This window comes from Allobosea sp. P4_C6, from assembly GCF_056402015.1.
This window is the reverse complement of record NZ_JBFUIF010000011.1, coordinates 109,757-132,533: the sequence shown is the minus strand read 5'-3', so window position 1 is coordinate 132,533 and position 22,777 is coordinate 109,757. Positions and strand designations below refer to the sequence as shown.

Sequence of the window (22,777 nt, the reverse complement as noted above, 5' to 3'; positions counted from 1 at the left end):
CACGATGCGTCCTGTCCCGCGCCCAAAAGAAAACCGCCGGCGCTTGCGCACCGGCGGCTCTCATGTCTCTCGCGAGAGGTCAGTGGGCGACGACGCCCGCTGCCTCGTCGTCCGCACTCGGAGCGGGCACGGCCTTGAGATCCTCTTCCCAGACGATCGGAACCGGCTGGCGGGTCAGCGCATGCTTCAGCACCTGCTCCATGCGCGAGACCGGGACGATCTCCATGCCGTCCTTCACCGACTTGGGAAGGTCGATCAGGTCCTTGGCGTTCTCCTCCGGGATCAGCACCTTCTTGATGCCGCCCCGCAGCGCCGCCAGGAGCTTCTCCTTCAAGCCGCCGATCGGCAGCACCCTGCCCCGCAGCGTGACCTCGCCGGTCATGGCGACGTCGCGGTTGGTCGGGATGCCCGTCAGGATCGAGACGATGGCGGTGGCCATCGCGATGCCTGCCGAAGGACCGTCCTTCGGGGTCGCCCCTTCGGGAACGTGGACGTGGATGTCACGCCGGTCGAAGAGCGGAGGCTCGATGCCGAAATCGACGGCCCGCGAGCGGACATAGGACGCCGCCGCCGAGATCGATTCCTTCATCACGTCCCGGAGGTTGCCGGTGACGGTCATGCGACCCTTGCCGGGCACCATGACGCCCTCGATCGTCAGCAACTCGCCGCCGACCTCGGTCCAGGCCAGACCGGTGACGACACCGACCTGATCCTCCGTCTCCGCCATGCCGTAGCGATAGCGCGGCGGGCCGAGATATTCCTCGAGCAGCGTCTCGTCGACGACGACCTTTTGCTTCTTGCCGAGCACGATGTCCTTCACGCCCTTGCGGACCGTGTTGGAGATCTCGCGCTCGAGGTTACGGACACCGGCCTCGCGGGTGTAACGCCGCACCAGGGTCTGCAGAGCCTCGTCGGTGACCGACCACTCCTTGCCGGACAGCCCGTGCTTCTTGATCGCATTCGCGATCAGGTGCTTGCGCGCGATCTCGGTCTTCTCTTCCTCGGTGTAGCCGGCGATGCGGATCACCTCCATCCGGTCCAGCAGGGCCGGCGGGATGTTCAGCGTGTTCGCCGTCGTGACGAACATCACGTTCGACAGGTCGTAATCGACCTCGAGGTAATGGTCGTTGAAGGTCGAGTTCTGCTCGGGGTCGAGCACCTCCAGCAGGGCGGCCGAGGGATCGCCGCGGAAGTCCTGGCCCATCTTGTCGATCTCGTCGAGCAGGATGAGCGGGTTCGAGGTCTTGGCCTTCTTCATCGACTGGATGATCTTGCCGGGCATCGAGCCGATATAGGTGCGGCGGTGACCGCGGATCTCGGCCTCGTCACGCACGCCGCCGAGCGACATGCGCACGAACTCGCGCCCGGTCGCCTTGGCGATCGACTTGCCGAGCGAGGTCTTGCCGACGCCCGGAGGGCCGACGAGGCACAGGATCGGACCTGCGAGCTTGTTGGTGCGCTGCTGCACGGCGAGGTACTCGACGATGCGGTCCTTGACCTTGTCGAGACCGAAGTGATCGTCATCCAGCACCAGCTGGGCGGCGTTGAGGTCCTTCTTGATCTTGGAGCGCTTGCCCCACGGGATGCCAAGCATCCAGTCGAGATAGTTGCGCACGACGGTCGCCTCGGCCGACATCGGTGACATCTGGCGCAGCTTCTTCAGCTCCGCCGTCGCCTTGTCGCGGGCTTCCTTGGTCAGCTTGGTGCGGGCGATGCGCTCTTCCAGCTCGGCCAGCTCGTCACGGCCTTCCTCGCCGTCGCCTAGCTCCTTCTGGATCGCCTTCATCTGCTCGTTGAGATAGTACTCGCGCTGGGTCTTCTCCATCTGGCGCTTGACGCGCGAGCGGATGCGCTTCTCGACCTGGAGCACGGACATCTCGCTCTCCATGAGCGACAGGACCTTCTCCAGACGATGGGCGACGTTGGTGATCTCCAGCACGCCCTGACGATCGGCGATCTTGACCGCCAGATGCGATGCCACGGTGTCGGCAAGCTTGGTCGGCTCGTCGATCTGCGAGACCGCAGCGACGATCTCGCCCGAGATCTTCTTGTTGAGCTTCACATAGCTCTCGAACTCGCTGACGACCGAACGGCCCAGCGCCTCGACCTCGACCTTCTTGCCCTCTTCCTCGGCAAGGCCGGTGGCCTCCGCCTCATAGAAGGATTCGGCCGCCGAATAGGACAAGGCCTTGGCGCGGCCGACGCCCTCGACCAGCACCTTGACGGTGGAGTCGGGCAGCTTGAGCAGCTGGAGCACGCGGGCGAGCGTGCCGATTTCGTAGATGTCCGTGGTCTGCGGGTCATCGTCGCCGGCGTTCTTCTGGGTCGCCAGCAGGATGAGCCCGTCCGTCTTCACCACCTCCTCGAGCGCGCGGATCGACTTCTCGCGGCCCACGAAAAGCGGGACGATCATATGCGGGAAGACGACGATGTCGCGCAGCGGCAGAACCGGGTAGGTGCCGGTCTCGCCTGGGACGAAGGGAGCGCGTGGCGTCGAGCCAGTCATGGCAGTTCCTTTGCAGTTGCGCCCGGCGGACCCCCAAGATGGGCGGAGCGATCGGACGTGTGCGGAGGGACGCGACCATTCGCTCCTCCGCCCTCGCGCATCGCACCCTCTTAGGCATGCGACTCTCGCAAGTGCACCTAAAGTGGAGACTTCCTCGCCGGCTTTCAAGCGAGGTATCCGGGCCATGCACCGCTGTCCTGCAACGGGCGAAGGGCGGATACCGCGACCTGTGGCGGTTCGGTCTCGTGTCGAGCTGCCGCGATGCAGCACCGCGCCAGCTCATGTCTATCAAACGCAAAACGCGCGCCAAAGGCGCGCGTTGCGTTGTCGCAGGGCCACGAAGGATTAGGCCGAGGCTGTTTTGGTCTCGTCCTCGCGCTCGGCGTAGATGAACAGCGGCCGGGCCTTGTTCTCCACGGCCTCGGGGCCGATCACCACCTGTTCGACGCCTTCCAGCCCCGGCAGCTCGTACATGGTCTCGAGCAGGATGCCCTCCATGATCGAGCGCAGGCCGCGCGCACCGGTCTTCCGCTCGATCGCCTTGCGGGCGATCAGGCTGAYGGCCTCGTCGGTGAAGGTGAGCTGGGTGTCCTCCATCTCGAACAGGCGCTGATACTGCTTGACCAGCGCGTTCTTCGGCTCGGTCAGGATGGTCTTCAGCGCCGGCTMGTCGAGATCCTCCAGCGTCGCCAGAACCGGCAGACGGCCGACGAATTCCGGGATCAGGCCGAACTTCAGCAGATCCTCGGGCTCGACCTCGCGGAAGATCGCGCCGGTGCGGCGATCGTCCGGCGATTGCACCTTGGCGCCGAAGCCGATCGAGGTGCCCTTGCCGCGGCTCGAGATGATCTTGTCGAGGCCGGCGAAGGCGCCACCGCAGATGAAGAGGATGTTGGTGGTGTCGACCTGCAGGAACTCCTGCTGCGGATGCTTGCGCCCGCCCTGCGGCGGCACGGAGGCGACAGTGCCTTCCATGATCTTCAGCAGCGCCTGCTGGACGCCCTCGCCCGACACGTCGCGGGTGATCGAGGGATTGTCCGACTTGCGGCTGATCTTGTCGATCTCGTCGATATAGACGATGCCGCGCTGCGCCCGCTCGACATTGTAGTCGGAGGCCTGCAGCAGCTTGAGGATGATGTTCTCGACGTCCTCACCGACATAGCCCGCCTCGGTCAGCGTCGTCGCATCGGCCATGGTGAAAGGCACGTCGAGGATGCGGGCGAGCGTCTGCGCGAGCAGCGTCTTGCCCGAGCCCGTCGGCCCGATCAGCAGGATGTTCGACTTCGCGAGCTCGACGTCGTTGTGCTTCGTCGCGTGCGAGAGGCGCTTGTAGTGGTTGTGGACCGCCACGGAGAGCACCTTCTTGGCGTGCTCCTGGCCGATGACGTAGTCGTCCAGAACCTTCCGGATCTCCTTGGGAGTCGGCACGCCGTCCTTCGACTTCACCAGCGCGGATTTCGATTCCTCGCGGATGATGTCCATGCAGAGCTCGACGCATTCATCGCAGATGAACACGGTCGGGCCCGCGATGAGCTTGCGGACCTCGTGTTGGCTCTTGCCGCAGAAAGAGCAGTACAGCGTGCTCTTCGAGTCGCCGCCGGGCTTATTAGCCATTTTCCATCTCCAGTTCCGGAGACCGGGACAACACCAGCCTAGGCGGATGCAACCGTCGTCTCTCCGTCATAAATTAAGCGCCCAGATCACGATGATTAGGTTAACGGCCCGTTCCGATACATCCGGATACGCTGGACCGATCCAAACCGGATCAACATGGAGCGCTTGTCCGCTCACCCCCGACCCCATGCAAACACGGGGCCGGCCTGCTTTCAATATGGTCCCTGCGGGCCGGCGCGCCAACCCACAGCTTCGAGACCACGCGTCGCAGGCATCAAGCCGCCTCTTCCGGGCGCCTCTCGATGACCTGGTCGATCAGCCCGAAATCCCTGGCCTGCTCGGCGGTCATGAAGTTGTCGCGCTCCAGAGCGTTGTGGACGTCCTCGTAGGGACGGCCGGTGTGCTTCACGTAGATTTCATTGAGCCGCTTCTTCAGGCTCTCGACTTCCTTGGCATGGATCAGGATGTCGGTGACCTGGCCCTGATAGCCGCCGGAGGGCTGGTGGACCATGATGCGCGCGTTCGGCAGGGCGAAGCGCATGTCCTTGGCGCCGGCCGTCAGCAGCAGCGAGCCCATCGAGGCGGCCTGGCCGACGCAGAGCGTCGTCACCGGGCAGCGGATGAACTGCATCGTATCGTAGATCGACAGGCCCGAGGTGACCACGCCGCCGGGCGAGTTGATGTAGAAGGAAATCTCCTTCTTGGGGTTCTCGGCCTCCAGGAAGAGGAGCTGCGCCACGATCAGCGACGCCGAATAATCCTCGACCGGGCCGGTCAGGAAGATGATGCGCTCGCGCAGCAGGCGCGAATAGATGTCGAAGGCGCGCTCGCCCCGGCTGGACTGCTCGACCACCATCGGGACGAGATTGTTGTAGGTCTCGATCGGATCGCGAAGCATGGATCTGTCCTCGGGTGAATGCGCCTGTAGCGGCGATTGGTCGAATCAGCGGTGTTCAGGAAGACACCCACATAAGCACGCCAAGCGTGGCTGAAAAGGGAAGCGCCGCCGGTCGCGAGAGCCGGCGGCGCAAATAGTGGCATTAAGGTTGCCGTGGCCCTCAGGCCGAAGCGTCGTCGGCCTTCTCGTCAGCCTTGGCCTCGGCCTTCTTGGTCTTCTTCGCGGCGGCCTTCTTCGGCTTGGCCTCGGCGGTCTCCTCGGCCTCGTCGTCGGCGTAGAGCGCCTCGCGCGAGACCGTCTGGTCCTCCACCTTCACCTGGCCGAGCAGATGGTCGACGACCTTCTCCTCGAAGATCGGGGCGCGGATCTCGGCCAGCGCCTGCGGGTTCTTGCGGTAGAACTCCCAGACCTGCTTCTCCTGGCCGGGGAACTGACGGGCGCGCTCGATCAGGGCCTGGGTGACCTCGTCCTCGGAGATCTGCACCTTGGCCTGCTCGCCGATCTCGGCCAGCACCAGGCCGAGGCGGACGCGACGCTCGGCGATCTTGCGATAGTCGGCGCGGGCGGCGTCCTCGGTGGTGTCTTCGTCCGCGAAGGTCTTGTTGGCGGCCTTCATGTCGGCCTCGACCTGGCTCCAGACGCTGTTGAACTCCTGCTCGACCAGGGTCGGCGGCAGATCGAAGCTGTACTTCTCGTCAAGCGAGTCGAGCAGGCCCTTCTTGAGCTTGCGGCGAGACTGCGCCTGGAAGTCGCGGCCGATCTGCTCGCGCACGGCGGTCTTCAGGGCGTCGAGCGACTCCATGCCGAAGGCCTTGGCGAGCTCGTCGTCGATCTTGACGGCGTCCGGGCCCTGCACCTCGGTGACGGTGACCTCGAACTCGGCCGGCTTACCGGCGAGGTGGGTTGCGGTGTAGTTCTCGGGGAAGGTCACCTTGATGGTGCGGCTCTCGCCCTGCTTCACGCCTTCGAGCTGCTCCTCGAAACCCGGGATGAACTGGCCGGAGCCGAGATCGAGCGGGATGCCCTCGCCGGTGCCGCCCTCGAAGGCCTCGCCCTCGATGGTGCCGACATAGGAGATGATCAGGCGGTCGCCGGTCTCGGCCTTGGCCTTCTCGCCCTTCGGCGAATAGCTGCGGTTGCCGGCAGCCATGCGCTCCAGCGCGGCGTCGACATCGGCGTCCGGGACTTCGGCGACCGGCTTGACCAGCGCGACGTCCGAGATGTCGGCGAGCTCGATCTTCGGCAGAACCTCGAGCGCCACGGTGAAGGCGAGATCGCCCTTGGCCTCCATCGCGGCCTCGATCTCTTCCTTGTTCTCGGGGAAGCGGATCTGCGGCTCGAAGGCGAGCTTCAGGTTGTTGTCGGCGACGATCTTCTGGTTCGCCTCGTTGACGGCGTTCTGCAGCACGTCGGACATCACCGAACGGCCATAGAGGCGGCGCAGATGCGCGACCGGCACCTTGCCCGGGYGGAAGCCGTTGATCTTGGCCTTGCCCTGAAGGTCCTGCAGGCTGTCGTCGAGCCTGGTCTTCAGGTCGGCGGCGTTCAGCACCACCTGGAATTCGCGCTTGAGGCCCTGGGACAGGGTTTCGGTCACGTTCATTTTTGTACCGCCAACAGCTCGTTTACGTCTCAATGTCCAAAGCGCGACGCCGGATCGACCGCCGCCGCGCTCGCGAAAAAACCAAACCGATGGTGCGGGCGGAGGGACTCGAACCCCCACGACTTTCGCCGCTGGTACCTAAAACCAGTGCGTCTACCAATTCCGCCACGCCCGCCGGCCCGATAGCGCTGCGCGCGAGCAAACGCAGCGCGGCCATCATTGGGCCGCGGTGCTATACGCATTTCAGCCGGCGCTTGCAGCAAAAAAATGACGGTTCTGCGAAGAAGCCCGCGCAGCCGCGTTTCGGCGCGGGCGAGAAGGCGCCTCTCGCCAGAGCGGGCCGCCCGGATTATGCGATAGGCCATGACGAAGCAGAACCCCGCCCGATCATCCCGCATATCCCGCCGCCATCTGCTGGCGGGAATAGGTGGCGCCGGCCTGTTTCCGTCATTGGGAGTCCTCGCGCAGACACAGAGCGACCCTCTCAAGGCTCCGGCAGATCCACAGACCCGCACCCTCATCGCTGCCTCGGCCAAGGCGCGATTACGCCCGACACCGCCGCTCGATACCGAGATATGGACGTTCGACGGTGCCACGCCCGGGCCTACGCTGCGAATCAAGCAGGGCGAGACCCTGAACCTGAAGCTCGAAAACCGGACGACTGCGCCGCTCGGGTTGCATTGGTACGGATCGCGCGGCGATGCGGCGAGCGACGGCGTCGGCGGCTTCAGCCAGCCGCCGATCCTGCCTGGGGAGACCGGCGAGGTCCGCTTGACGCCGCCTGACACGGGCACCCTGCTCTACCGGCCGCTCGTGCTCGGCGGCTCGTCGGAGCCCTGCGGCCGCGGGCTGAGCGGCCTCCTCATCGTCGAGGAGAAGGAGCCGCCAGCGGTCGATCTCGATCTGCCGGTGCTGGTGACGGACTGGCTTCTCGGCGACGACCAGTCGCTCCAGCCCTTCGTCCTGCAAGGCAACCCTGCCGCCTCGGCGGGACGGCTGGGCAGTTGGCTGACCGTGAACCGCGGTTCGCCGCCGCGGCCCGTCACCGCCCGGCCTGGCGCGCGCATCCGTCTGCGCCTCGCCAATGCCTGCAACGCGCGGATCATGCGGCTGCGTTTCGACGGCGGCAAGCCGACCGTGATCGCGGTCGACAGCCAGCCGACGGAAAGCTTCGAGCCGGTCCGCTCGCAACTGCCTTTCGCGCCGGGCACGCGCTACGACGTCATCCTCGATCTGCCGGTGGAAGTCGGCGCCTCCGTCAACGTCACCGCCCTGATCGGACCGGGCCTGCCGCTCGTGCGAATCGTGACCGCGGGAGAGCCGAAGGTACCGCCCGCCGCAGCTCCCCAGCTCAAGCTCAACCCAACGCTGCCCGCTGCCGTCCGAATGCAGGATGCGACGCGCCCGGAGATCGTGATTGAAGGCGGAGCGAAGCTGAGCGACGACCAGAAGCTCGATTTCTCCGGCGTCGATTTCGCGAGGCCCTGGCGGGTCAACGGGGGCGTCGGCAGCCTCGACGGCAAACCGCTGTTCAGCGTCAAGCGCGGCACGCCGATCGTGCTGGCCATCGACAACCGCACCGCCTTCATCCAGCCGTTTCACGTCCACGGCCACAGCTTCCGGCTGCTGCACCCTCTCGACGACGGCTGGGAGGCCTATTTCCTCGACACCGTGCAGATCCCGGAGCGCAAGAAGCTGCACATCGCCTTCATCGCCGACAATCCGGGCCGCTGGCTGATCTCCTCGACCGTGCTGGAGCGCTTCGACCTCGGCGTGTGGAGCTGGTTCGAGGTGACGTAAAGGCTAAGGCGGAAACACCCTGTCATCCCGGACAAGCGACGAAGTCGCGCCGATCCGGGATCCATGCCTGAACTCAAGCGGAGATGTTCCGGCATGGATCCCGGGTCTCCCTCCGGTCGCCCGGGATGACCGCGTGAGGTAGGTCGGTCCCTAGACGACCTTACAACCCCAGCCGGTCGATCACGTCCTGCACGATCGCGTCCTTGCTGCCCTCGACCGAGACGACGAGCGGTCTCTCGTCGGCGCCGGGCTCCTCCAGCGCGGCGAACTGGCTGTCGAGCAGCGCCGGCGGCATGAAGTGATGCTGGCGGGCCGCCATGCGCCGGCCGATGAGTTCACGCGATCCCTTGAGGTAGACCAGCGCCACATCAGGCCGATCGCCGACGATCACCTGCCGGTAGGCGCGCTTCAGCGCCGAGCAAGTGACGATGCCGTGCTCGCCCGTCGCCCTGAGATCGTCGATCCAGGCAGCGATCGCCGCGAGCCAGGGCTTGCGGTCCTCGTCGGTCAGCGGCGTGCCACCGGCCATCTTGGCGACATTCTCCGGCGGGTGGAAGGAATCGGCGTCGCGGAAGGGCCAGCCGAGGCGCTCCGCCAGCCGCTCGCCCAGCGAGGTCTTGCCCGAGCTGGCGACGCCCATCACGACGACGACGGCCGGACCGCCGCCCTTATGTTCTGCGCTCAAGCTGGTCAGCCCTGCTTTTTGGGTTCGATATGGCCGCCGAAACCGGCGCGCATGGCGGAGAGGATCTTCTCGCCGAAGGTGTGATCGACGCGCGAGCGGAAGCGGGCGAACAGCGCGGAGGTCAGCACCTCGGCCGGCGTCGCCGTCTCGACGGCGGCATCGACCGTCCAGCGGCCCTCGCCCGAATCCGAAACGTTGCCGGTATAGGAGGAGAGCTCCTCGTCGGCGGCGAGCGCCTCGGCCGTCAGGTCGAGCAGCCAGGAGGTGACGACCGAGCCGCGCCGCCAGACCTCGGCGATCTCGGTTGCGTCGAAGTCGAAGCCGTATTCGGCGGGCAGGCCTTCCTTGGCGGAAGCGTTGCGCAAGAGGTCGAAGCCTTCGGCGAAGGCCTGCATCATGCCGTATTCGATGCCGTTATGGACCATCTTGACGAAGTGGCCGGCGCCGGTCGGGCCGCAGTGCAGATAGCCCTGCTCGCTCGTCGGGTTGCGGCCTTCGCGGTGCCTGGTCGGCTCGATCTCGCCCTTGCCCGGCGCAAGGACCTTGAAGATCGGCTCCAGCCGGTCGAAGGCTTCCTTGTCACCGCCGATCATCAGGCAATAGCCGCGCTCCAGCCCATGAACGCCGCCGGATGTGCCGATATCCATGTAGTGGATGCCCTTGGCCGCCAGCTCCCTGCCGCGGCGGACATCGTCCTTCCAGAAGGCATTGCCGCCGTCGATCAGCGTGTCGCCGGCATCGACGAGGCCGGCGAGCTCGGCCAGCGTCCCCTCCGTGATCTTGCCGGCCGGCAGCATCACCCAGATCGCACGAGGCGCCTTCAGCTTGGCGACCATGTCCTTGAGGTCATTGGCCAGCACGGCGCCGTCGGCGGCAAGTGCCTGGCCCGGCTTCGGGTCGCGGTCATAGACCACGCATTCGTGGCCGGCGCGCATCAGCCGGCGCACGATGTTGCCACCCATCCGGCCGAGGCCGATCACTCCGAGCTGCATGTCAGACACTCCTGCGGCAAAGCCGGCTTGCGTGCCTGCTTGAAGCATGGCGGCGGCGGGCTGAGCAAGCCGGCGGCGCTTCAGCGCGATGCTTTGGAACCATTCTGAAGGGTGCCTCGCCTGAACTGGCGGGCGAACCTTACAGCGACGGCTCCGGCCGTTTCTACGGGCCCTTGATCCGCCAGCCGGTGCTGATCTTCGCTGCGACCGCCGAAGAACTGACGGGTGTCTTGCAGCGAGCCCAGCAGCGCGGCGTCCGGCCCCATCTCTACACGAGCGCGCTTTTCGCCACCGGCAACGATGTCGACAACCGTGCAGCTGTTGCCGCCATCCCGACCGCCGAGCTCGACCTTGTCGGCCTCGCGCTCCACGCCGAGCGCAAGGAGATCGACAAGATCATCAAGGGCTTGAAGCTGCACGGCTGATGCGTTCACGGGAACAGCGGCTCGGGCGGCTCTGTCCCACGGACCGGCTCGACTGTCAGCAAGCGCGTATCGACGCCGCCCGGAAAGGCGGAATCCGCCTGCCAGCGCGCCAGGATCGCGCTGGCGTCGCCCGTTTTCGCAAGATCGATGGCCATGATCTCGCGGACCGTGCCCCCGGCGATCCGCTGCCTGGCGACGAAGCGGAGCCGGCCCTGGCGGGCAAGAGCCAGCGCCTCGACCCGGCGGAGCAGCGCCGGCCGGGTGCTGAACGGCTGCGCGTCGTATTCGAGGAGGAGCAGCGCTTCCATCGCGGCTCAGCCGTTGCGGAAGGTGTAGCTGTAGCCGTTGATCGCCGGCACGCCGCCGAGATGGGCGTAGAGCACCTTCGAGCCCGCGGGGAAGAACCCCTTCCTCACCAGATCGATCATGCCCTGCATCGATTTCCCCTCATAGACGGGGTCGGTCATCATGCCTTCGAGCCGGGCGGACAGGCGGATGGCCTCGATGGTCTCCTGCGAGGGTACGCCGTAGACGGGATAGGCGTAGTCCTCATTGAGGACGACGTCCGCTTCGACGATATCCTTGCCGCCGATCAAGGCCGAAGTGTTCTGCGCGATCTCGAGCACCTGCGCTTTGGTCTGGGCCGGGGTGAATGACGCGTCGATGCCGATGACGTTGCGCTGGCGGCCATCCTCGGCGAAGCCGACGACGATGCCGGCATGGGTCGAGCCCGTAACGGTGCAGACGACGATATAGTCGAACTTGAAGCCGAGTTCGGCCTCCTGCGCCCTCACCTCCTCGGCAAAGCCGACATAGCCGAGCCCGCCGTATTTATGGACGGAAGCTCCGGCCGGAATCGCGTAGGGCTTGCCGCCCCTCGCCTTCACATCGGCCAGGGCATTTTCCCAGCTCGCGCGGATGCCGATGTCGAAGCCTTCATCGACCAGCTCGACATGGGCGCCCATGACGCGGGACATCAGGATGTTGCCGACACGGTCGTAGACCGCATCGTCGTGCGGCACCCAGCTCTCCTGCACCAACCGGCACTTCATGCCGATCTTGGCGGCCGTGGCGGCGACCATGCGGGTGTGGTTCGACTGTACGCCGCCGATCGAAACCAGCGTGTCGGCACCCGAGGCGATCGCGTCGGGAACGATATATTCGAGCTTCCTCAGCTTGTTGCCGCCAAACGCCAATCCGGAATTGCAATCCTCGCGCTTGGCGAAGAGCTCGACCTGGCCGCCGAGATGAGCCGAAAGGCGCGGCAGTTTCTCGATCGGCGTCGGGCCGAATGTCAGGGGATAACGCTCGAATTTACTCAGCATGGCAGCCGGTCCTCCATCGGGTTCGATGGCCGGAAACCTACTGAAAAGAGGCTGGAACGTCCTTCCGAAGTGAGGCATCTTTCTGCCTCCGATAAACGGAATAACGGCATCCGATATAGCCAATATCTCAGAACATGGCCTCAATCTGGAACATTCTTTCATGACGCTGAATCTCGATCGGACCGACCTCAAAATCCTGCGCCTATTGCAGTCGGACGGGCGGCTCGGGAATGCCGAGATCGCCAAGCGGGTGAACACCAGCGCCGCGACCTGCCACCGCCGGATCCAGCGCCTGTTCACGGAGGGTTACGTCACCTCGGTCCGGGCGCAGGTGTCGCCGCATAAGGTCGAGATGGGGACGCTCGCCTTCGTCGGCGTGGTGCTCGACCGCTCGACGCCCGAGAGCTTCGGCGACTTCGAGGCCGCCATACGGGGCATGCCTGTGATCCTCGACTGCCACATCGTCGCCGGCGACTTCGACTACATCCTCAAGATCCGGGTCCGCGACATGGCCGATTTCAACAAGCTTCACGCCGACAAGCTGATCGCGCTGCCCGGCGTGCGGCAGACGCGGACCTTCTTCGTGATGAAGGAGGTCGTCGACAACGCGCCGCTGGCGTTTTGAGCACCCTCTCGAGGCATCGAAAAAATTTCTCGGCCGCGCTGTTGACTTAGAGTGCGCTCGAACTCGTAGCTTCCGGGGCGTCACGACGAGAAGAAGGCGGCCATGAAGATTGGCGAACTGGCCCGGCGTTCGGGGCTGACGGCCCACACGATCCGCTATTACGAGCGGATCGGGCTTCTGCCTTATGCAGACCGGGACCGGTCGAGCCAACGCGACTACGATGCCTCGATCCTCTCCTGGACCGAGTTCCTGGGCAGGCTCAAGACCACGGGCATGCCGATCCGCGATATGCTGCGGTACGCTGCCTTGAGGGAACGGGGTGCAAACACCGAAGCCGAAAGACGCGCGCTGCTGGAGCAACATCGCGAACAGGTCCGAACCCGCATCGCCGAACTCGGCGCCTGCCTTCTCGTCCTCGACACCAAGATCGCCGGCTATGCCGACGTGGAGAAGAGGATCGACGACCATGACGCAAGACATTTCCAACCCCACAAGCAGCCGGCGCGAACGCGGCAAGCGCGCGCTCGCTGAAATCGACGGCGAGGCTGGCCACAAGGTGATCGCCGCGCTCGCCGACATCGCGCCGGACTTCGCCGACTACGTGTTCGAATTCCCGTTCGGCGACATCTATTCGCGCCCCGGCCTCGACCTGCGCTCCCGCGAGGTCGCGACGATCGCCGCGCTGGCCGCCATGGGCAATGCCGCGCCGCAGCTCAAGGTGCATATCGAGGCAGGGCTGAATGTCGGGATATCGCGCCAGGAGATCACCGAAATCCTGATGCAGATGGCTGTTTATGCCGGTTTTCCCGCCGCCCTCAACGGGCTTTTCGCGGCAAAGGAGGTGTTTGCGGCGCGTGATCTCGCAGCGTGAAGCAAAGCTTGGCTGGACCCGCTGACTCCTGATCAGCGGGTCTCGCCTTCACACCTGGATCAGCCGCTGCACCTGATTGCCGTCCAGCTCGTTCATAGGGCCGGAGAGGACGACCTCGCCGCGATCCATCACGAACATCGTGTCGGCAAGGTCGCGCGCGAAGTCGAAATACTGCTCGACGAGCACGATCGCCATGCCGCCCTTCTGGCGGAGGTAGTCGATGGCGCGGCCGATATCCTTGATGATCGAGGGCTGGATGCCCTCGGTCGGCTCGTCGAGAACCAGCAGTTTGGGCCGGGTGACCAACGCCCGCGCTATGGCGAGCTGCTGCTGTTGGCCACCCGAGAGGTCTCCACCGCGCCGGCCGAGCATCGACTTCAGCACGGGGAACAGGTCGAAGAGTTCATCCGGGACGTAGCGGTCCTTGCGTTTCAGCGGCGCGAACCCCGTCTCCAGATTCTCCTTCACCGTCAGCAGCGGGAAGATTTCCCGCCCCTGCGGCACATAGGCAATGCCGGCGCGCGCGCGATCCTCGCTGCGCAGGCCGGAAATGTCCTCGTCATCGAAGCGGATATGGCCGCCGGAAATCGGCTGATGGCCGACGATGGCGCGCATCAGCGAGGTCTTGCCGACGCCGTTGCGGCCCATCACGCAGGTGACCTTGCCGGCCTCGGCCGCGACCGAGACGCGGCGCAGGGCCTGGGCGGCACCGTAGTGGAGGTCGATGGCATCGACGGTCAGCATGGGCTCGACCCGATCCCAGCCAAAACGTCGGAAGAGAAGGCGCCGTTATCCTGGACAAGCGGCGAAGCCGCGCAGATCCGGGATCCATCATAGAGCACCGTCGTCGCTCGATGATGGATCCCGGCGCTTCGCTTCGCTCCGGCCAGGATGACGGTGAGGCTAGGACGACTGCAAGAGCAACAAGACAGACGCATCATCCTCACCGCCCCAAATACACTTCGACGACGCGCTCATTGGCGCTGACCTGGTCGAGCGGACCCTCAGCCAGCACCGAGCCCTCGTGCAGCACCGTGACCTTAACGCCGAGCTCACGGATGAAACCCATGTCGTGCTCGACGACGATCACCGAATGATCCCGCGCGATTTCCTTGAGCAGCACGGCGGTCTGCGCCGTCTCGCCATCCGTCATGCCGGCGGCGGGCTCGTCGACGAGCAGAAGCCTCGGGTCCTGCGCCAGCAGCATGCCGATCTCGAGCCACTGCTTCTGGCCATGCGAGAGCGAGCCGGCCAGCCGGTCGCGCTTGTCGGCGAGCTTCACGATGCCGAGGATGTCGTCGATGCGCTTCTGCTGCGGCTCCTCGGTCTTCCAGAACAGCGTCTTGCCGACCGTGCGCTTCGATTTCAGCGCCAGCAGAATGTTGTCCTCGATGGTGTGGAAGTCGAAGACCGTCGGCTTCTGGAACTTGCGGCCGATGCCGAGATTGGCGATCGCGGCTTCGTCGAGCTTGGTCAGGTCGACGGTGCCGCCGAACATCACCGTGCCGAGGTCAGGCTTTGTCTTGCCGGTGATGATGTCCATCATCGTGGTCTTGCCGGCGCCGTTGGGGCCGATGATCGCGCGCATCTCGCCGGGCGCTATGGTGAGCGAGAGATTGCGGATGGCCTTGAAGCCGTCGAACGAAACGCTGACGCCGTCGAGGTAGAGCAGCGAGGAGGTCAGCGCGCCGGGAACGGGAGCGTTCATCGCCTTCACTCCGCCGGGGCCGGCTCGGCGGCCGGAGTCGGTTCGGGCTTGCGGCGGCGCGCCCATAGCGCCTCGGCCGTGCCGAGGATGCCCTTGGGCAGGAAGAGCGTGACGACGACGAAGAGGCCCCCGAGCGCGAAGAGCCAGTAGGGCGCCATGAAGCCCGAGGTGAAGACGGTCTTTGACCAGTTGACCACCACCGCGCCGAGCGCCGCGCCGACGAGCGTGCCGCGCCCGCCGACGGCGACCCAGATCACGGTCTCGATCGAGTTGGCCGGGGCGAATTCGCTGGGATTGATGATTCCGACCTGCGGCACGTAGAGCGCGCCGGCGACGCCTGCCATGCAGGCGGAGACGGTGAAGACGAAGAGCTTGAAGCGGTCGACCCGGTAGCCGAGGAAGCGGGTTCGCGACTCGGCGTCGCGGATCGCGATAACGACCTTGCCGAGCTTCGAGACGACGATGCCGCGCGCGATCAGGAAGCCGGCGGCGAGCATCACGCAGGTCATGGAAAACAGGGCGGCGCGAGTCCCTTGCGCCTGGATGTTGAAGCCGAGGATGTCCTTGAAATCGGTCAGGCCGTTATTGCCGCCGAAGCCCATGTCGTTGCGGAAGAAGGCGAGCAGCAGCGCGTAGGTCAGCGCCTGGGTGATGATCGAGAGATAGACGCCGGTGACACGCGAGCGGAAGGCGAACCAGCCGAAGACGAAGGCGAGCAGGCCGGGCACCAGCAGCACCATCAGCATGGCGAAGGGGAATGAAGAGAAGCCCCACCAATACCAGGGCAGCTCCTGCCAGTTCAGGAAGACCATGAAGTCCGGCAGGATCGGATTGCCATAGACGCCGCGGGCGCCGATCTGGCGCATGAGATGCATGCCCATGGCGTAGCCGCCGAGCGCGAAGAAGGCGCCGTGGCCGAGGCTCAGGATGCCGCAATAGCCCCAGACGAGATCGAGCGAGATCGCGAGCAGCGCATAGCAGAGATACTTGCCCCAGAGCGACATGGTCGAGGTCGGGACATGGAATGGCGAGCTTGGCGGAAGCAGCAGGTTCGCCAATGGCACGAGGACAGCGAGGCCGAGCAGGATGGCGAGGAAGATGCCGCCGCGCTTGTCCATGTTCTGGAGGAGGAAGCGGGTGATCATGCTTCCACCGCCCTGCCCTTCAGCGCGAACAGGCCGCGCGGGCGCTTCTGGATGAAGAGGATGATGCAGACCAGCAACGCGATCTTGCCGAGCACGGCGCCCGCGTAAGGCTCCAATAGCTTGTTGGCGACGCCGAGCGTCATCGCGCCAACCAGCGTGCCCCAGAGATTGCCGACGCCGCCGAAGACCACGACCATGAACGAGTCGATGATGTAGCTCTGGCCGAGGTTCGGGCTGACATTGTCAATCTGCGAGAGCGCGACACCGGCGAGCCCGGCGACGCCGGAGCCGAGCCCGAAGGTCAGCGCGTCGATGCGCCCGGTGCGGATGCCCATGGCAGAGGCCATGCGCCGGTTCTGGGTGACGGCGCGCATCTGCAGGCCCATCGGCGTCAGCTTCAGGATCGCCAGCAGGGCGCCGAAGACCAGCGCCGCGAAGACGATGATCCAGAGCCGGTTATAGGTGATGGCGAGCCCGCCGAGTTCGAAGGCGCCCGACATGAAGGACGGCGCGCCGACCTCGCGGTTGGTCGGGCCGAAGGCGGTGCGCACCGCCTGCTGCAGGATCAGGCTGATACCCCAGGTCGCCAGCAGCGTTTCCAGCGGCCGGCCGTAGAGGAAGCGGATGATGCCGCGCTCGATCGCGATGCCGACAGCGCCCGCGACGATGAAGGCCGCCGGCAAGGCGATGGCCAGCGACCAGTCGAACAGCCAGGGCGCATTGGTGCGGATCAGCTCCTGCACCACGAAGGTGGTGTAGGCGCCGAGCATGACCATCTCGCCATGGGCCATGTTGATGACGCCCATCACGCCGAAGGTGATGGCAAGGCCGATCGCAGCCAGCAGCAGCACCGAGCCCAGCGAGAGGCCGTACCAGAGATTCTGCGCCACGCGCCACAGCGCGAGCCGACCCTCGATGGTGGCAATCGCCCTCGTCTGCGCATCTCTTAGCGAAGGCGATACTTCGCCGGACAGGCCACGCAGCGCGGCCAGCGCATCCTGGTCGCCGCGCTCGCGCAGGACCTCGACGGCCGCGACCCGGTCGAGCGGCTGAGCGTCAGGCTTCGCGATCAGGATCGCGGCCTGGGCCTGGCGCAGCGCGGCAAGCGCACGCGGGTCGTTTTCCTTGGCGATGGCAGCCTCGACGACCGGCAGGAGGCTGGCGTCGCGCGACTTGAACACGGCTTCCGCCGCAGCCGCGCGCTTGCCGGGATCGGGATTCAGCAGCCCGATGCCGCCGAGCGCGGCCTGCACGGTCCGGCGCACGGCGTTGTTCAGGCGCACCGGCTTCAGCCCGCCTGGAGCGGACGCCAGGGCCTGCCCGGTCCGGGCATCGACAAAGCCGCCCGTAGGCGTCTTGACCACAACGGCTCCGCCGCCGGCGAGCAGGCGCCCGTCGCTCAGCGCCTCGACGATCACTGCCGCATTGGGATGCGCTGTCGCGATCAGGATCTCGATCGCGCGGGAGGTGTCGGAATAGCTGTCCGCCGCGAGCCGCGCGAAGGCTTCGTCGGCCGTCTGCGCGAAGGACGCCACCGAGGCCGCGACCAGCGCCACAAGAATGATGACCGCGTGCTTCAGGCGGTGAAGTAAGGACATTGAGACCAGCTTCCGCATTCACGTCATCCCGGGCGCCCGGAGGGCGACCCGGGATCCATGCCTGAACCCTTCCCGGAAGAGCTCAGGCATGGATCTCGGCTCTGCGCTTCGCTCCGGCCGGGATGACGGAGCGGTGGCGAACAGCGCAGGTGGAAGGGCGGGTGAATGAAGGGCGGCCGGGATTTTCCCGTGCCGCCCTTCCCCCTCATGATCTCACATGCAGCCCATCAGGCGCTGCCGCACTTGCCGGTCTTGACGTTGAAGTTGCCGCACTTCTTGTCGACCCAGTCGCCGACAAGGTCCTTCGAGCCGTCGAGTTCCTTCGACCAGGCGTCGCCCGGAACGAGGCCGCTGGTCTTCCAGACCACGTCGAACTGCCCGTCATCCTTGATCTCGCCGATGAAGACCGGCTTGGTGATGTGGTGGTTCGGAAGCATCTTCGAGACGCCGCCCGTCAGGTTCGGCGCCTCGATGCCGGGCAGCGCGTCGATGACCTTGTCCGCGTCGGTGGTCTTGGCCTTCTCGACCGCCTTCACCCACATGGCAAAGCCGACGACATGGGCTTCCATCGGGTCGTTGGTGACGCGCTTCGGGTTCTTGGTGAAGGCCTGCCACTGCTTGATGAAAGCGTCGTTCTCCGGCGTCTTGATCGACTGGAAATAGTTCCAGGCGGCGAGATGGCCGAGCAGCGGCTTGGTGTCGATGCCGGCAAGCTCCTCCTCGCCGACCGAGAAGGCGACGACCGGGATGTCGGTGGCCTTGATGCCCTGGTTGCCGAGCTCCTTGTAGAACGGCACGTTGGCATCGCCGTTGATGGTCGAGACCACCGCCGTCTTCTTGCCGGCGGAGCCGAACTTCTTGATGTCGGAGACGATGGTCTGCCAGTCGGAATGGCCGAAGGGCGTGTAGTTGATCATGATGTCCTCGGCCTTCACGCCCTTGGACTTCAGATAGGCCTCGAGGATCTTGTTGGTCGTGCGCGGATAGACGTAGTCGGTGCCGGCCAGCACCCAACGCTCGACCTTCTCCTCCTTGGCGAGATAGTCGACGGCGGGGATCGCCTGCTGGTTCGGCGCGGCGCCCGTATAGAAGACGTTGCGCTCGCTCTCCTCGCCCTCGTACTGGACGGGGTAGAACAGGATGTTGTTGAGCTCCTTGAAGACCGGCAGCACCGATTTGCGCGACACCGAGGTCCAGCAGCCGAAGGTGGCCGCGACCTTGTCCTTGGTGATCAGCTCGCGCGCCTTCTCGGCGAAGAGCGGCCAGTTCGACGCGGGATCGACGACGACGGCCTCCAGCTTCTTGCCGAGGAGGCCGCCCTTCTTGTTCTGCTCCTCGATGAGCATGAGCATGACGTCCTTCAGCGTCGTCTCGGAAATCGCCATGGTCCCCGAGAGCGAATGAAGGATGCCGACCTTGATCGTCTCCTGCTGCGCCGCCGCCGGCAGATAGGAGGATCCGAGGAAAGCGGCACCGGCCAGAGCCGTGCCGAGGAATTCGCGACGATTGCTGTTCACGGACATCTCCCGAAGGATGTTTGTTTGGCGGCGCCCCTCGGCGCCGGCAGGCCTCCCTGGCCCGTGAGGGGTATTGGCAAGCGCCGTGCCAAGCGTGCCCAACGTCATCCAAGTGACGCAAATCTCTGCTGCCAGAGTCGCGTTTGCCGAACTTCCTGCGAAAGCGTCGTGCCGTTACGCAATCATCCGGCATCCAAGGCCGAATCCGCCTATTTTATAGACATATGCCTTGCCACTTGTTTGTGCATCGCAGCATCTGCCCGGAATTTCATCGACACGCACTGGCTTTGCATAGCGGGGCACAGCGCTTTTTTTGGCATTTACGAGTCCCGGAGAATCGCCTTAGCCTCATCTTCGTCGGTAACAACTGAAAGGAGGTGATCCAGTGTCTCATTGTCATCAGCCGCTGGTGCAAAGCGGGTGGACCTGGACCTCTTCTTCCCGGGGTTCGTGTTCCGCGTGAGTTTTCGCACCTTTGATCCGGTTCGCTGGATCGCGGTTCGACAATGGAAGGGCTGTCCGAAAGGACGGCCCTTCTTCTTTTGACGCAGATATTTGTTGCCGCATCGGGTATCTCCGAAAACCGGGACCCACTTTTCGGTCCGATGCTCTGGCGAATGCTGGCGCGAGAGCGCAAGGCATGGCAGACAGGCGCCGTGTCCTGGTTTTTCCCTACTCCGCCAAATGAGCCCCGGCCGTGACCGTTCCTGAGCCGAGCCGCGAAGCCATCCTCGACTTCATCGAGGAGGAGCGCGCCGCTGGCCGCGAGGTCGGCCGCCGCGAGATCGCCAAGGCCTTCGGGCTCGATCAGGGCGGCAAGATCTGGCTGAAGCGCCTGCTGAAGGAAATGGCTGAGGAGGGCGAGATCGGCGGCGACGGCAAGGAGCGCCCCGTCCATCCGCGCGGCGCGCTGCCGCCCGTGATGCTCTCCGAGATCAAGCGCCGCGACCGCGAGGGCGACCTCATCGCCCAACCTCTCGAATGGAACGAAGCCGAGGATGGCGCCCCGCCGCAGATCCTGATCGAGAGGTCGCGCGAAGGGCGCCGGAAGGAAAAGACCGCCGCGCCCGCGCCGGGTGTCGGCGACCAGGTCATCCTTAAGCTGACGCGGCTGCGCGGCGTGGAGGGCTTCGGCTATTCCGGCCGCGTCCTGAAGGTGATGGGCAAGGCCAAGGCCGCCATTCTCGGCATCTTCCGCGCCTTGCCAGACGGCTCGGGCCGGCTGGTGCCGGTCGACAAGAAGGCGCGTGAGCGAGAAGCCATCATTCCGAAGGGCCGCACCGGCGACGCGCAGGACGGCGACCTCGTCTCGGTGTCACTACGCCGGGAGAGCCGGTTCGGCCCGCCGGAGGCGCAGGTGCGCGAGCGGCTGGGCTCGATCAAGTCGGAGCGCGCGGTCAGCCTGATCGCGATCCATGCGCACGGCATCCCGCATGAATTCCCGCCGGCCGCCCTCAAGGAAGCCGCCGAGGCGCCGCTCGCCAGTCTCAAGGGGCGCGAGGACTGGCGCGACCTGCCGCTCGTCACCATCGACCCCGCCGACGCCAAGGACCATGACGACGCCGTCCATGCGGCGCCCGACGAAAGCCCCGACAATCCCGGCGGCTTCGTGGTCACCGTCGCCATCGCCGATGTCGCGGCCTACGTCCGGACAGGCTCGGCGCTCGATCGCGAAGCGCTGGAGCGCGGCAACTCGGTCTATTTCCCCGACCGTGTCGTGCCGATGCTGCCGGAGCGGATCTCGAACGACCTCTGCTCGCTGCGCGAGCACGAGGATCGGCCGGCGCTCGCCGTCCGGCTCGTGCTGAAGGCGGACGGGTCGAAGAAGGGCCATTCCTTCCATCGCATCCTGATGCGCTCGGCCGCCAAGCTCTCCTACCAGCAGGCCCAGGCCGCGATCGACGGCAATCCCGACGACAAGACCGGGCCGATCCGCGAGAGCATCCTGATGCCGCTCTGGGCGGCCTATGGAATCGCGGCCCGCGCCCGCGATCAGCGCCAGCCGCTCGAACTCGACCTGCCGGAACGCAAGCTCGTCCTGAAGCCGGACGGTGCGGTCGATCGCGTGATCACGCCGGAACGGCTGGCGGCGCACCGGCTGATCGAGGAGTTCATGATCCTCGCCAACGTCGCGGCGGCCGAGACGCTGGAGAAGGCGGGGAGCCTGCTGATCTATCGCTGCCATGACGAGCCCTCGCTCGAGAAGATGCGCGCGCTCGGCGAGGTACTGGCGTCGATCAGCATCAAGCTGCCCAAGGATGGAGCGCTCCGGCCGGTGCTGTTCAACCGCATCCTCGGCATGATCAAGGGCTCGGAAAACGAGACGCTGATCAACGAGGTGGTGCTGCGCACGCAGGCCCAGGCCGAATACGTCGCCGAGAATTACGGCCATTTCGGCCTCAACCTGCGCCGCTACGCCCATTTCACCTCGCCGATCCGGCGCTATGCCGATCTGATCGTGCATCGCGCGCTGATTTCCGCGCTCAGGCTCGGCGATGACGGCCTGCCGAAGAGCACGGCGCTTGCCGAGCTGCGCGAGGTCGCGACGCGCATCTCGGCCGCCGAACGGCGCGCCATGGCGGCCGAGCGCGAGACCACTGACCGGCTGATCGCGCATTTCCTCGCCGATCAGATCGGCGCCAGCTTCGACGGACGCATCGGCGGCGTGAACCGGGCCGGGCTCTTCGTGAAGCTCGATGGAACCGGCGCCGACGGTTTCATTCCGGCCTCGACACTGGGCGGCGATTACTACCGCTATGACGAGGCCGCCCATGCCCTCATCGGCGAACGCACCGGCGAGAGCTGGAGGCTGGGCGACAGGGTGCATGTCAAGCTGGTCGAAGCGGCCCCTGTCGCCGGCGCCCTGCGCTTCGAATTGCTCTCCGCCGGTCGGACTGTGGCGACGGGACGCGCTGGCAAGCGGCGCGGCGGCGCGCCATATGGCGAGAGCCGGCCGGCCAGCTTCGCCAAAAAGGGCAAGCCGAACTGGGGAAAGCCCGGCAAGAGGCGGTGATGGGCGTCCAGATCCATAGCGCAGGTATGCATGTCGAGAGCCGCGACTGGCGCCAGGCCGTGGCCCGCGGGCTGAAGGGCCGGTGCCCGCATTGCGGGCGCGGCCGCCTGTTCCGCGCCTTCCTCAAGCCGGTCGACCGCTGCGAGGCCTGCAACGAGGACCTGCACCACCAGCGCGCCGACGACCTGCCGCCCTATATCGTCATCACCATCGTCGGCCATATCGTGGTCGGCGGTATCCTGCTCGCCGAGAAATACGCCGACTGGCCGATGTGGTGGCACATGGCGCTTTGGCCGGCGCTCACCCTGATCCTGTCGCTGGTCCTGATGCAGCCCGTGAAGGGCGGTGTCGTCGGCCTGCAATGGGCCGTGCGCATGCATGGCTTCGGCGGCGAGCCCGACAGGCCCGAGCGCCAGCCCCTGCCCTCACCCGGCCCCCAAGCCTGAAACGAA

At 65.6% G+C, this 22,777-nt stretch carries 20 protein-coding genes and 1 tRNA gene; 7 read left to right on the top strand and 14 right to left on the bottom strand.

The features are described from left to right. Positions 1-79: 79 nt before the first annotated feature. The 5 genes from lon to AC1DVA_RS10935 all read right to left on the bottom strand — a co-directional run bounded on the left by lon (position 80) and on the right by AC1DVA_RS10935 (position 6,796). Complete coding sequence (lon, locus tag AC1DVA_RS10955; protein ID WP_265053083.1) at positions 80-2,506, bottom strand: endopeptidase La; 2,427 nt, start codon at positions 2,504-2,506, stop codon at positions 80-82. 345 nt (positions 2,507-2,851) lie between these two features. Then, entirely contained in the window at positions 2,852-4,120 is a 1,269-nt protein-coding gene (gene clpX / locus AC1DVA_RS10950; RefSeq protein ID WP_476805940.1) for an ATP-dependent Clp protease ATP-binding subunit ClpX, read from the bottom strand. Positions 4,121-4,394: 274 nt separating this feature from the next. Then, positions 4,395-5,018: an ATP-dependent Clp protease proteolytic subunit gene (locus tag AC1DVA_RS10945; RefSeq protein ID WP_265053081.1), complete on the bottom strand. Its 624-nt coding sequence runs from the start codon at positions 5,016-5,018 to the stop codon at positions 4,395-4,397. Between the two features lie 160 nt (positions 5,019-5,178). After that, entirely contained in the window at positions 5,179-6,621 is a 1,443-nt protein-coding gene (gene tig / locus AC1DVA_RS10940) for a trigger factor (RefSeq protein ID WP_476805939.1), read from the bottom strand. A gap of 90 nt (positions 6,622-6,711) precedes the next feature. Beyond that, positions 6,712-6,796, bottom strand: a tRNA-Leu gene (locus AC1DVA_RS10935). A gap of 188 nt (positions 6,797-6,984) precedes the next feature. Between AC1DVA_RS10935 and AC1DVA_RS10930 the strand changes: the two genes are divergently transcribed. Further along, positions 6,985-8,421: a multicopper oxidase family protein gene (locus tag AC1DVA_RS10930; RefSeq protein ID WP_476805938.1), complete on the top strand. Its 1,437-nt coding sequence runs from the start codon at positions 6,985-6,987 to the stop codon at positions 8,419-8,421. A gap of 160 nt (positions 8,422-8,581) precedes the next feature. On the opposite strand, the gene AC1DVA_RS10925 is transcribed toward AC1DVA_RS10930, so the two are convergent. Further along, positions 8,582-9,106, bottom strand: coding sequence for a gluconokinase (locus tag AC1DVA_RS10925; RefSeq protein ID WP_476805937.1), 525 nt, complete (start codon positions 9,104-9,106; stop codon positions 8,582-8,584). Between the two features lie 5 nt (positions 9,107-9,111). Further along, positions 9,112-10,146: a phosphogluconate dehydrogenase (NAD(+)-dependent, decarboxylating) gene (gene gnd, locus AC1DVA_RS10920; RefSeq protein WP_476805936.1), complete on the bottom strand. Its 1,035-nt coding sequence runs from the start codon at positions 10,144-10,146 to the stop codon at positions 9,112-9,114. Here gnd and AC1DVA_RS10915 point away from each other — a divergent pair. Beyond that, positions 10,110-10,523 (top strand): DUF2000 family protein, encoded by a 414-nt coding sequence (locus tag AC1DVA_RS10915; protein WP_476805953.1) that lies wholly within the window; start codon positions 10,110-10,112, stop codon positions 10,521-10,523. The genes gnd and AC1DVA_RS10915 overlap by 37 nt on opposite strands. 5 nt (positions 10,524-10,528) lie before the next feature. Here AC1DVA_RS10915 and AC1DVA_RS10910 read toward each other — a convergent pair whose 3' ends face one another. Together AC1DVA_RS10910 and AC1DVA_RS10905 are read right to left on the bottom strand one after the other, a co-directional pair. Beyond that, positions 10,529-10,831 carry a hypothetical protein gene (locus AC1DVA_RS10910; protein ID WP_476805935.1) on the bottom strand — a complete coding sequence of 101 codons (303 nt, stop codon included), beginning with the start codon at positions 10,829-10,831 and terminating at the stop codon, positions 10,529-10,531. Positions 10,832-10,837: 6 nt separating this feature from the next. Next, entirely contained in the window at positions 10,838-11,848 is a 1,011-nt protein-coding gene (locus AC1DVA_RS10905; RefSeq protein ID WP_476805934.1) for a 1-aminocyclopropane-1-carboxylate deaminase, read from the bottom strand. Positions 11,849-12,008: 160 nt separating this feature from the next. On the opposite strand from AC1DVA_RS10905, the gene AC1DVA_RS10900 reads away from it, so the two are divergent. The 3 genes from AC1DVA_RS10900 (at position 12,009) to AC1DVA_RS10890 (ending at position 13,344) form a co-directional block, all read left to right on the top strand. Then, a complete protein-coding gene (locus AC1DVA_RS10900) occupies positions 12,009-12,473 on the top strand; it encodes an Lrp/AsnC family transcriptional regulator (RefSeq protein ID WP_442864950.1) in 465 nt (154 codons plus the stop codon). A gap of 102 nt (positions 12,474-12,575) precedes the next feature. Then, on the top strand, positions 12,576-13,004 hold the full coding sequence (locus AC1DVA_RS10895; RefSeq protein WP_476805933.1) for a MerR family transcriptional regulator: 429 nt from the start codon (positions 12,576-12,578) through the stop codon (positions 13,002-13,004). Next, positions 12,940-13,344 carry a carboxymuconolactone decarboxylase family protein gene (locus AC1DVA_RS10890; protein ID WP_476805932.1) on the top strand — a complete coding sequence of 135 codons (405 nt, stop codon included), beginning with the start codon at positions 12,940-12,942 and terminating at the stop codon, positions 13,342-13,344. The genes AC1DVA_RS10895 and AC1DVA_RS10890 overlap by 65 nt, the downstream gene beginning before the upstream one ends. A 48-nt stretch (positions 13,345-13,392) precedes the next feature. On the opposite strand, the gene urtE is transcribed toward AC1DVA_RS10890, so the two are convergent. The 5 genes from urtE to urtA form a co-directional block, all read right to left on the bottom strand. Then, positions 13,393-14,088 (bottom strand): urea ABC transporter ATP-binding subunit UrtE, encoded by a 696-nt coding sequence (gene urtE / locus AC1DVA_RS10885; protein WP_476805931.1) that lies wholly within the window; start codon positions 14,086-14,088, stop codon positions 13,393-13,395. Between the two features lie 199 nt (positions 14,089-14,287). Further along, positions 14,288-15,052: an urea ABC transporter ATP-binding protein UrtD gene (gene urtD / locus AC1DVA_RS10880; RefSeq protein ID WP_476805930.1), complete on the bottom strand. Its 765-nt coding sequence runs from the start codon at positions 15,050-15,052 to the stop codon at positions 14,288-14,290. 5 nt (positions 15,053-15,057) lie between these two features. Then, on the bottom strand, positions 15,058-16,197 hold the full coding sequence (urtC, locus tag AC1DVA_RS10875; RefSeq protein ID WP_265053069.1) for an urea ABC transporter permease subunit UrtC: 1,140 nt from the start codon (positions 16,195-16,197) through the stop codon (positions 15,058-15,060). Next, positions 16,194-17,795, bottom strand: coding sequence for an urea ABC transporter permease subunit UrtB (urtB, locus tag AC1DVA_RS10870; RefSeq protein WP_476805929.1), 1,602 nt, complete (start codon positions 17,793-17,795; stop codon positions 16,194-16,196). The genes urtC and urtB overlap by 4 nt, the downstream gene beginning before the upstream one ends. A gap of 227 nt (positions 17,796-18,022) precedes the next feature. Then, complete coding sequence (urtA, locus tag AC1DVA_RS10865; protein ID WP_476805928.1) at positions 18,023-19,312, bottom strand: urea ABC transporter substrate-binding protein; 1,290 nt, start codon at positions 19,310-19,312, stop codon at positions 18,023-18,025. 697 nt (positions 19,313-20,009) lie between these two features. Here urtA and rnr point away from each other — a divergent pair. Continuing rightward, positions 20,010-22,325 (top strand): ribonuclease R, encoded by a 2,316-nt coding sequence (gene rnr / locus AC1DVA_RS10860; protein WP_476805927.1) that lies wholly within the window; start codon positions 20,010-20,012, stop codon positions 22,323-22,325. Beyond that, positions 22,325-22,771: a DUF983 domain-containing protein gene (locus tag AC1DVA_RS10855; protein ID WP_476805926.1), complete on the top strand. Its 447-nt coding sequence runs from the start codon at positions 22,325-22,327 to the stop codon at positions 22,769-22,771. Before rnr ends, AC1DVA_RS10855 begins: the two co-directional genes overlap by 1 nt. The last annotated feature ends 6 nt before the right edge of the window (positions 22,772-22,777 follow it).

Bases quoted from the DNA above. Each gene is read 5' to 3' on its own strand.
- lon (WP_265053083.1), bottom strand. From the start codon at position 2,506: ATGACTGGCTCGACGCCACGCGCTCCCTTCGTCCCAGGCGAGACCGGC.
- AC1DVA_RS10945 (WP_265053081.1), bottom strand. From the start codon at position 5,018: ATGCTTCGCGATCCGATCGAGACCTACAACAATCTCGTCCCGATGGTG.
- AC1DVA_RS10930 (WP_476805938.1), top strand. From the start codon at position 6,985: ATGACGAAGCAGAACCCCGCCCGATCATCCCGCATATCCCGCCGCCAT.
- gnd (WP_476805936.1), bottom strand. From the start codon at position 10,146: ATGCTTCAAGCAGGCACGCAAGCCGGCTTTGCCGCAGGAGTGTCTGAC.
- AC1DVA_RS10910 (WP_476805935.1), bottom strand. From the start codon at position 10,831: ATGGAAGCGCTGCTCCTCCTCGAATACGACGCGCAGCCGTTCAGCACC.
- AC1DVA_RS10905 (WP_476805934.1), bottom strand. From the start codon at position 11,848: ATGCTGAGTAAATTCGAGCGTTATCCCCTGACATTCGGCCCGACGCCG.
- AC1DVA_RS10900 (WP_442864950.1), top strand. From the start codon at position 12,009: ATGACGCTGAATCTCGATCGGACCGACCTCAAAATCCTGCGCCTATTG.
- AC1DVA_RS10895 (WP_476805933.1), top strand. From the start codon at position 12,576: ATGAAGATTGGCGAACTGGCCCGGCGTTCGGGGCTGACGGCCCACACG.
- AC1DVA_RS10890 (WP_476805932.1), top strand. From the start codon at position 12,940: ATGACGCAAGACATTTCCAACCCCACAAGCAGCCGGCGCGAACGCGGC.
- urtE (WP_476805931.1), bottom strand. From the start codon at position 14,088: ATGCTGACCGTCGATGCCATCGACCTCCACTACGGTGCCGCCCAGGCC.
- urtD (WP_476805930.1), bottom strand. From the start codon at position 15,052: ATGAACGCTCCCGTTCCCGGCGCGCTGACCTCCTCGCTGCTCTACCTC.
- urtC (WP_265053069.1), bottom strand. From the start codon at position 16,197: ATGATCACCCGCTTCCTCCTCCAGAACATGGACAAGCGCGGCGGCATC.
- urtB (WP_476805929.1), bottom strand. From the start codon at position 17,795: ATGTCCTTACTTCACCGCCTGAAGCACGCGGTCATCATTCTTGTGGCG.
- AC1DVA_RS10855 (WP_476805926.1), top strand. From the start codon at position 22,325: ATGGGCGTCCAGATCCATAGCGCAGGTATGCATGTCGAGAGCCGCGAC.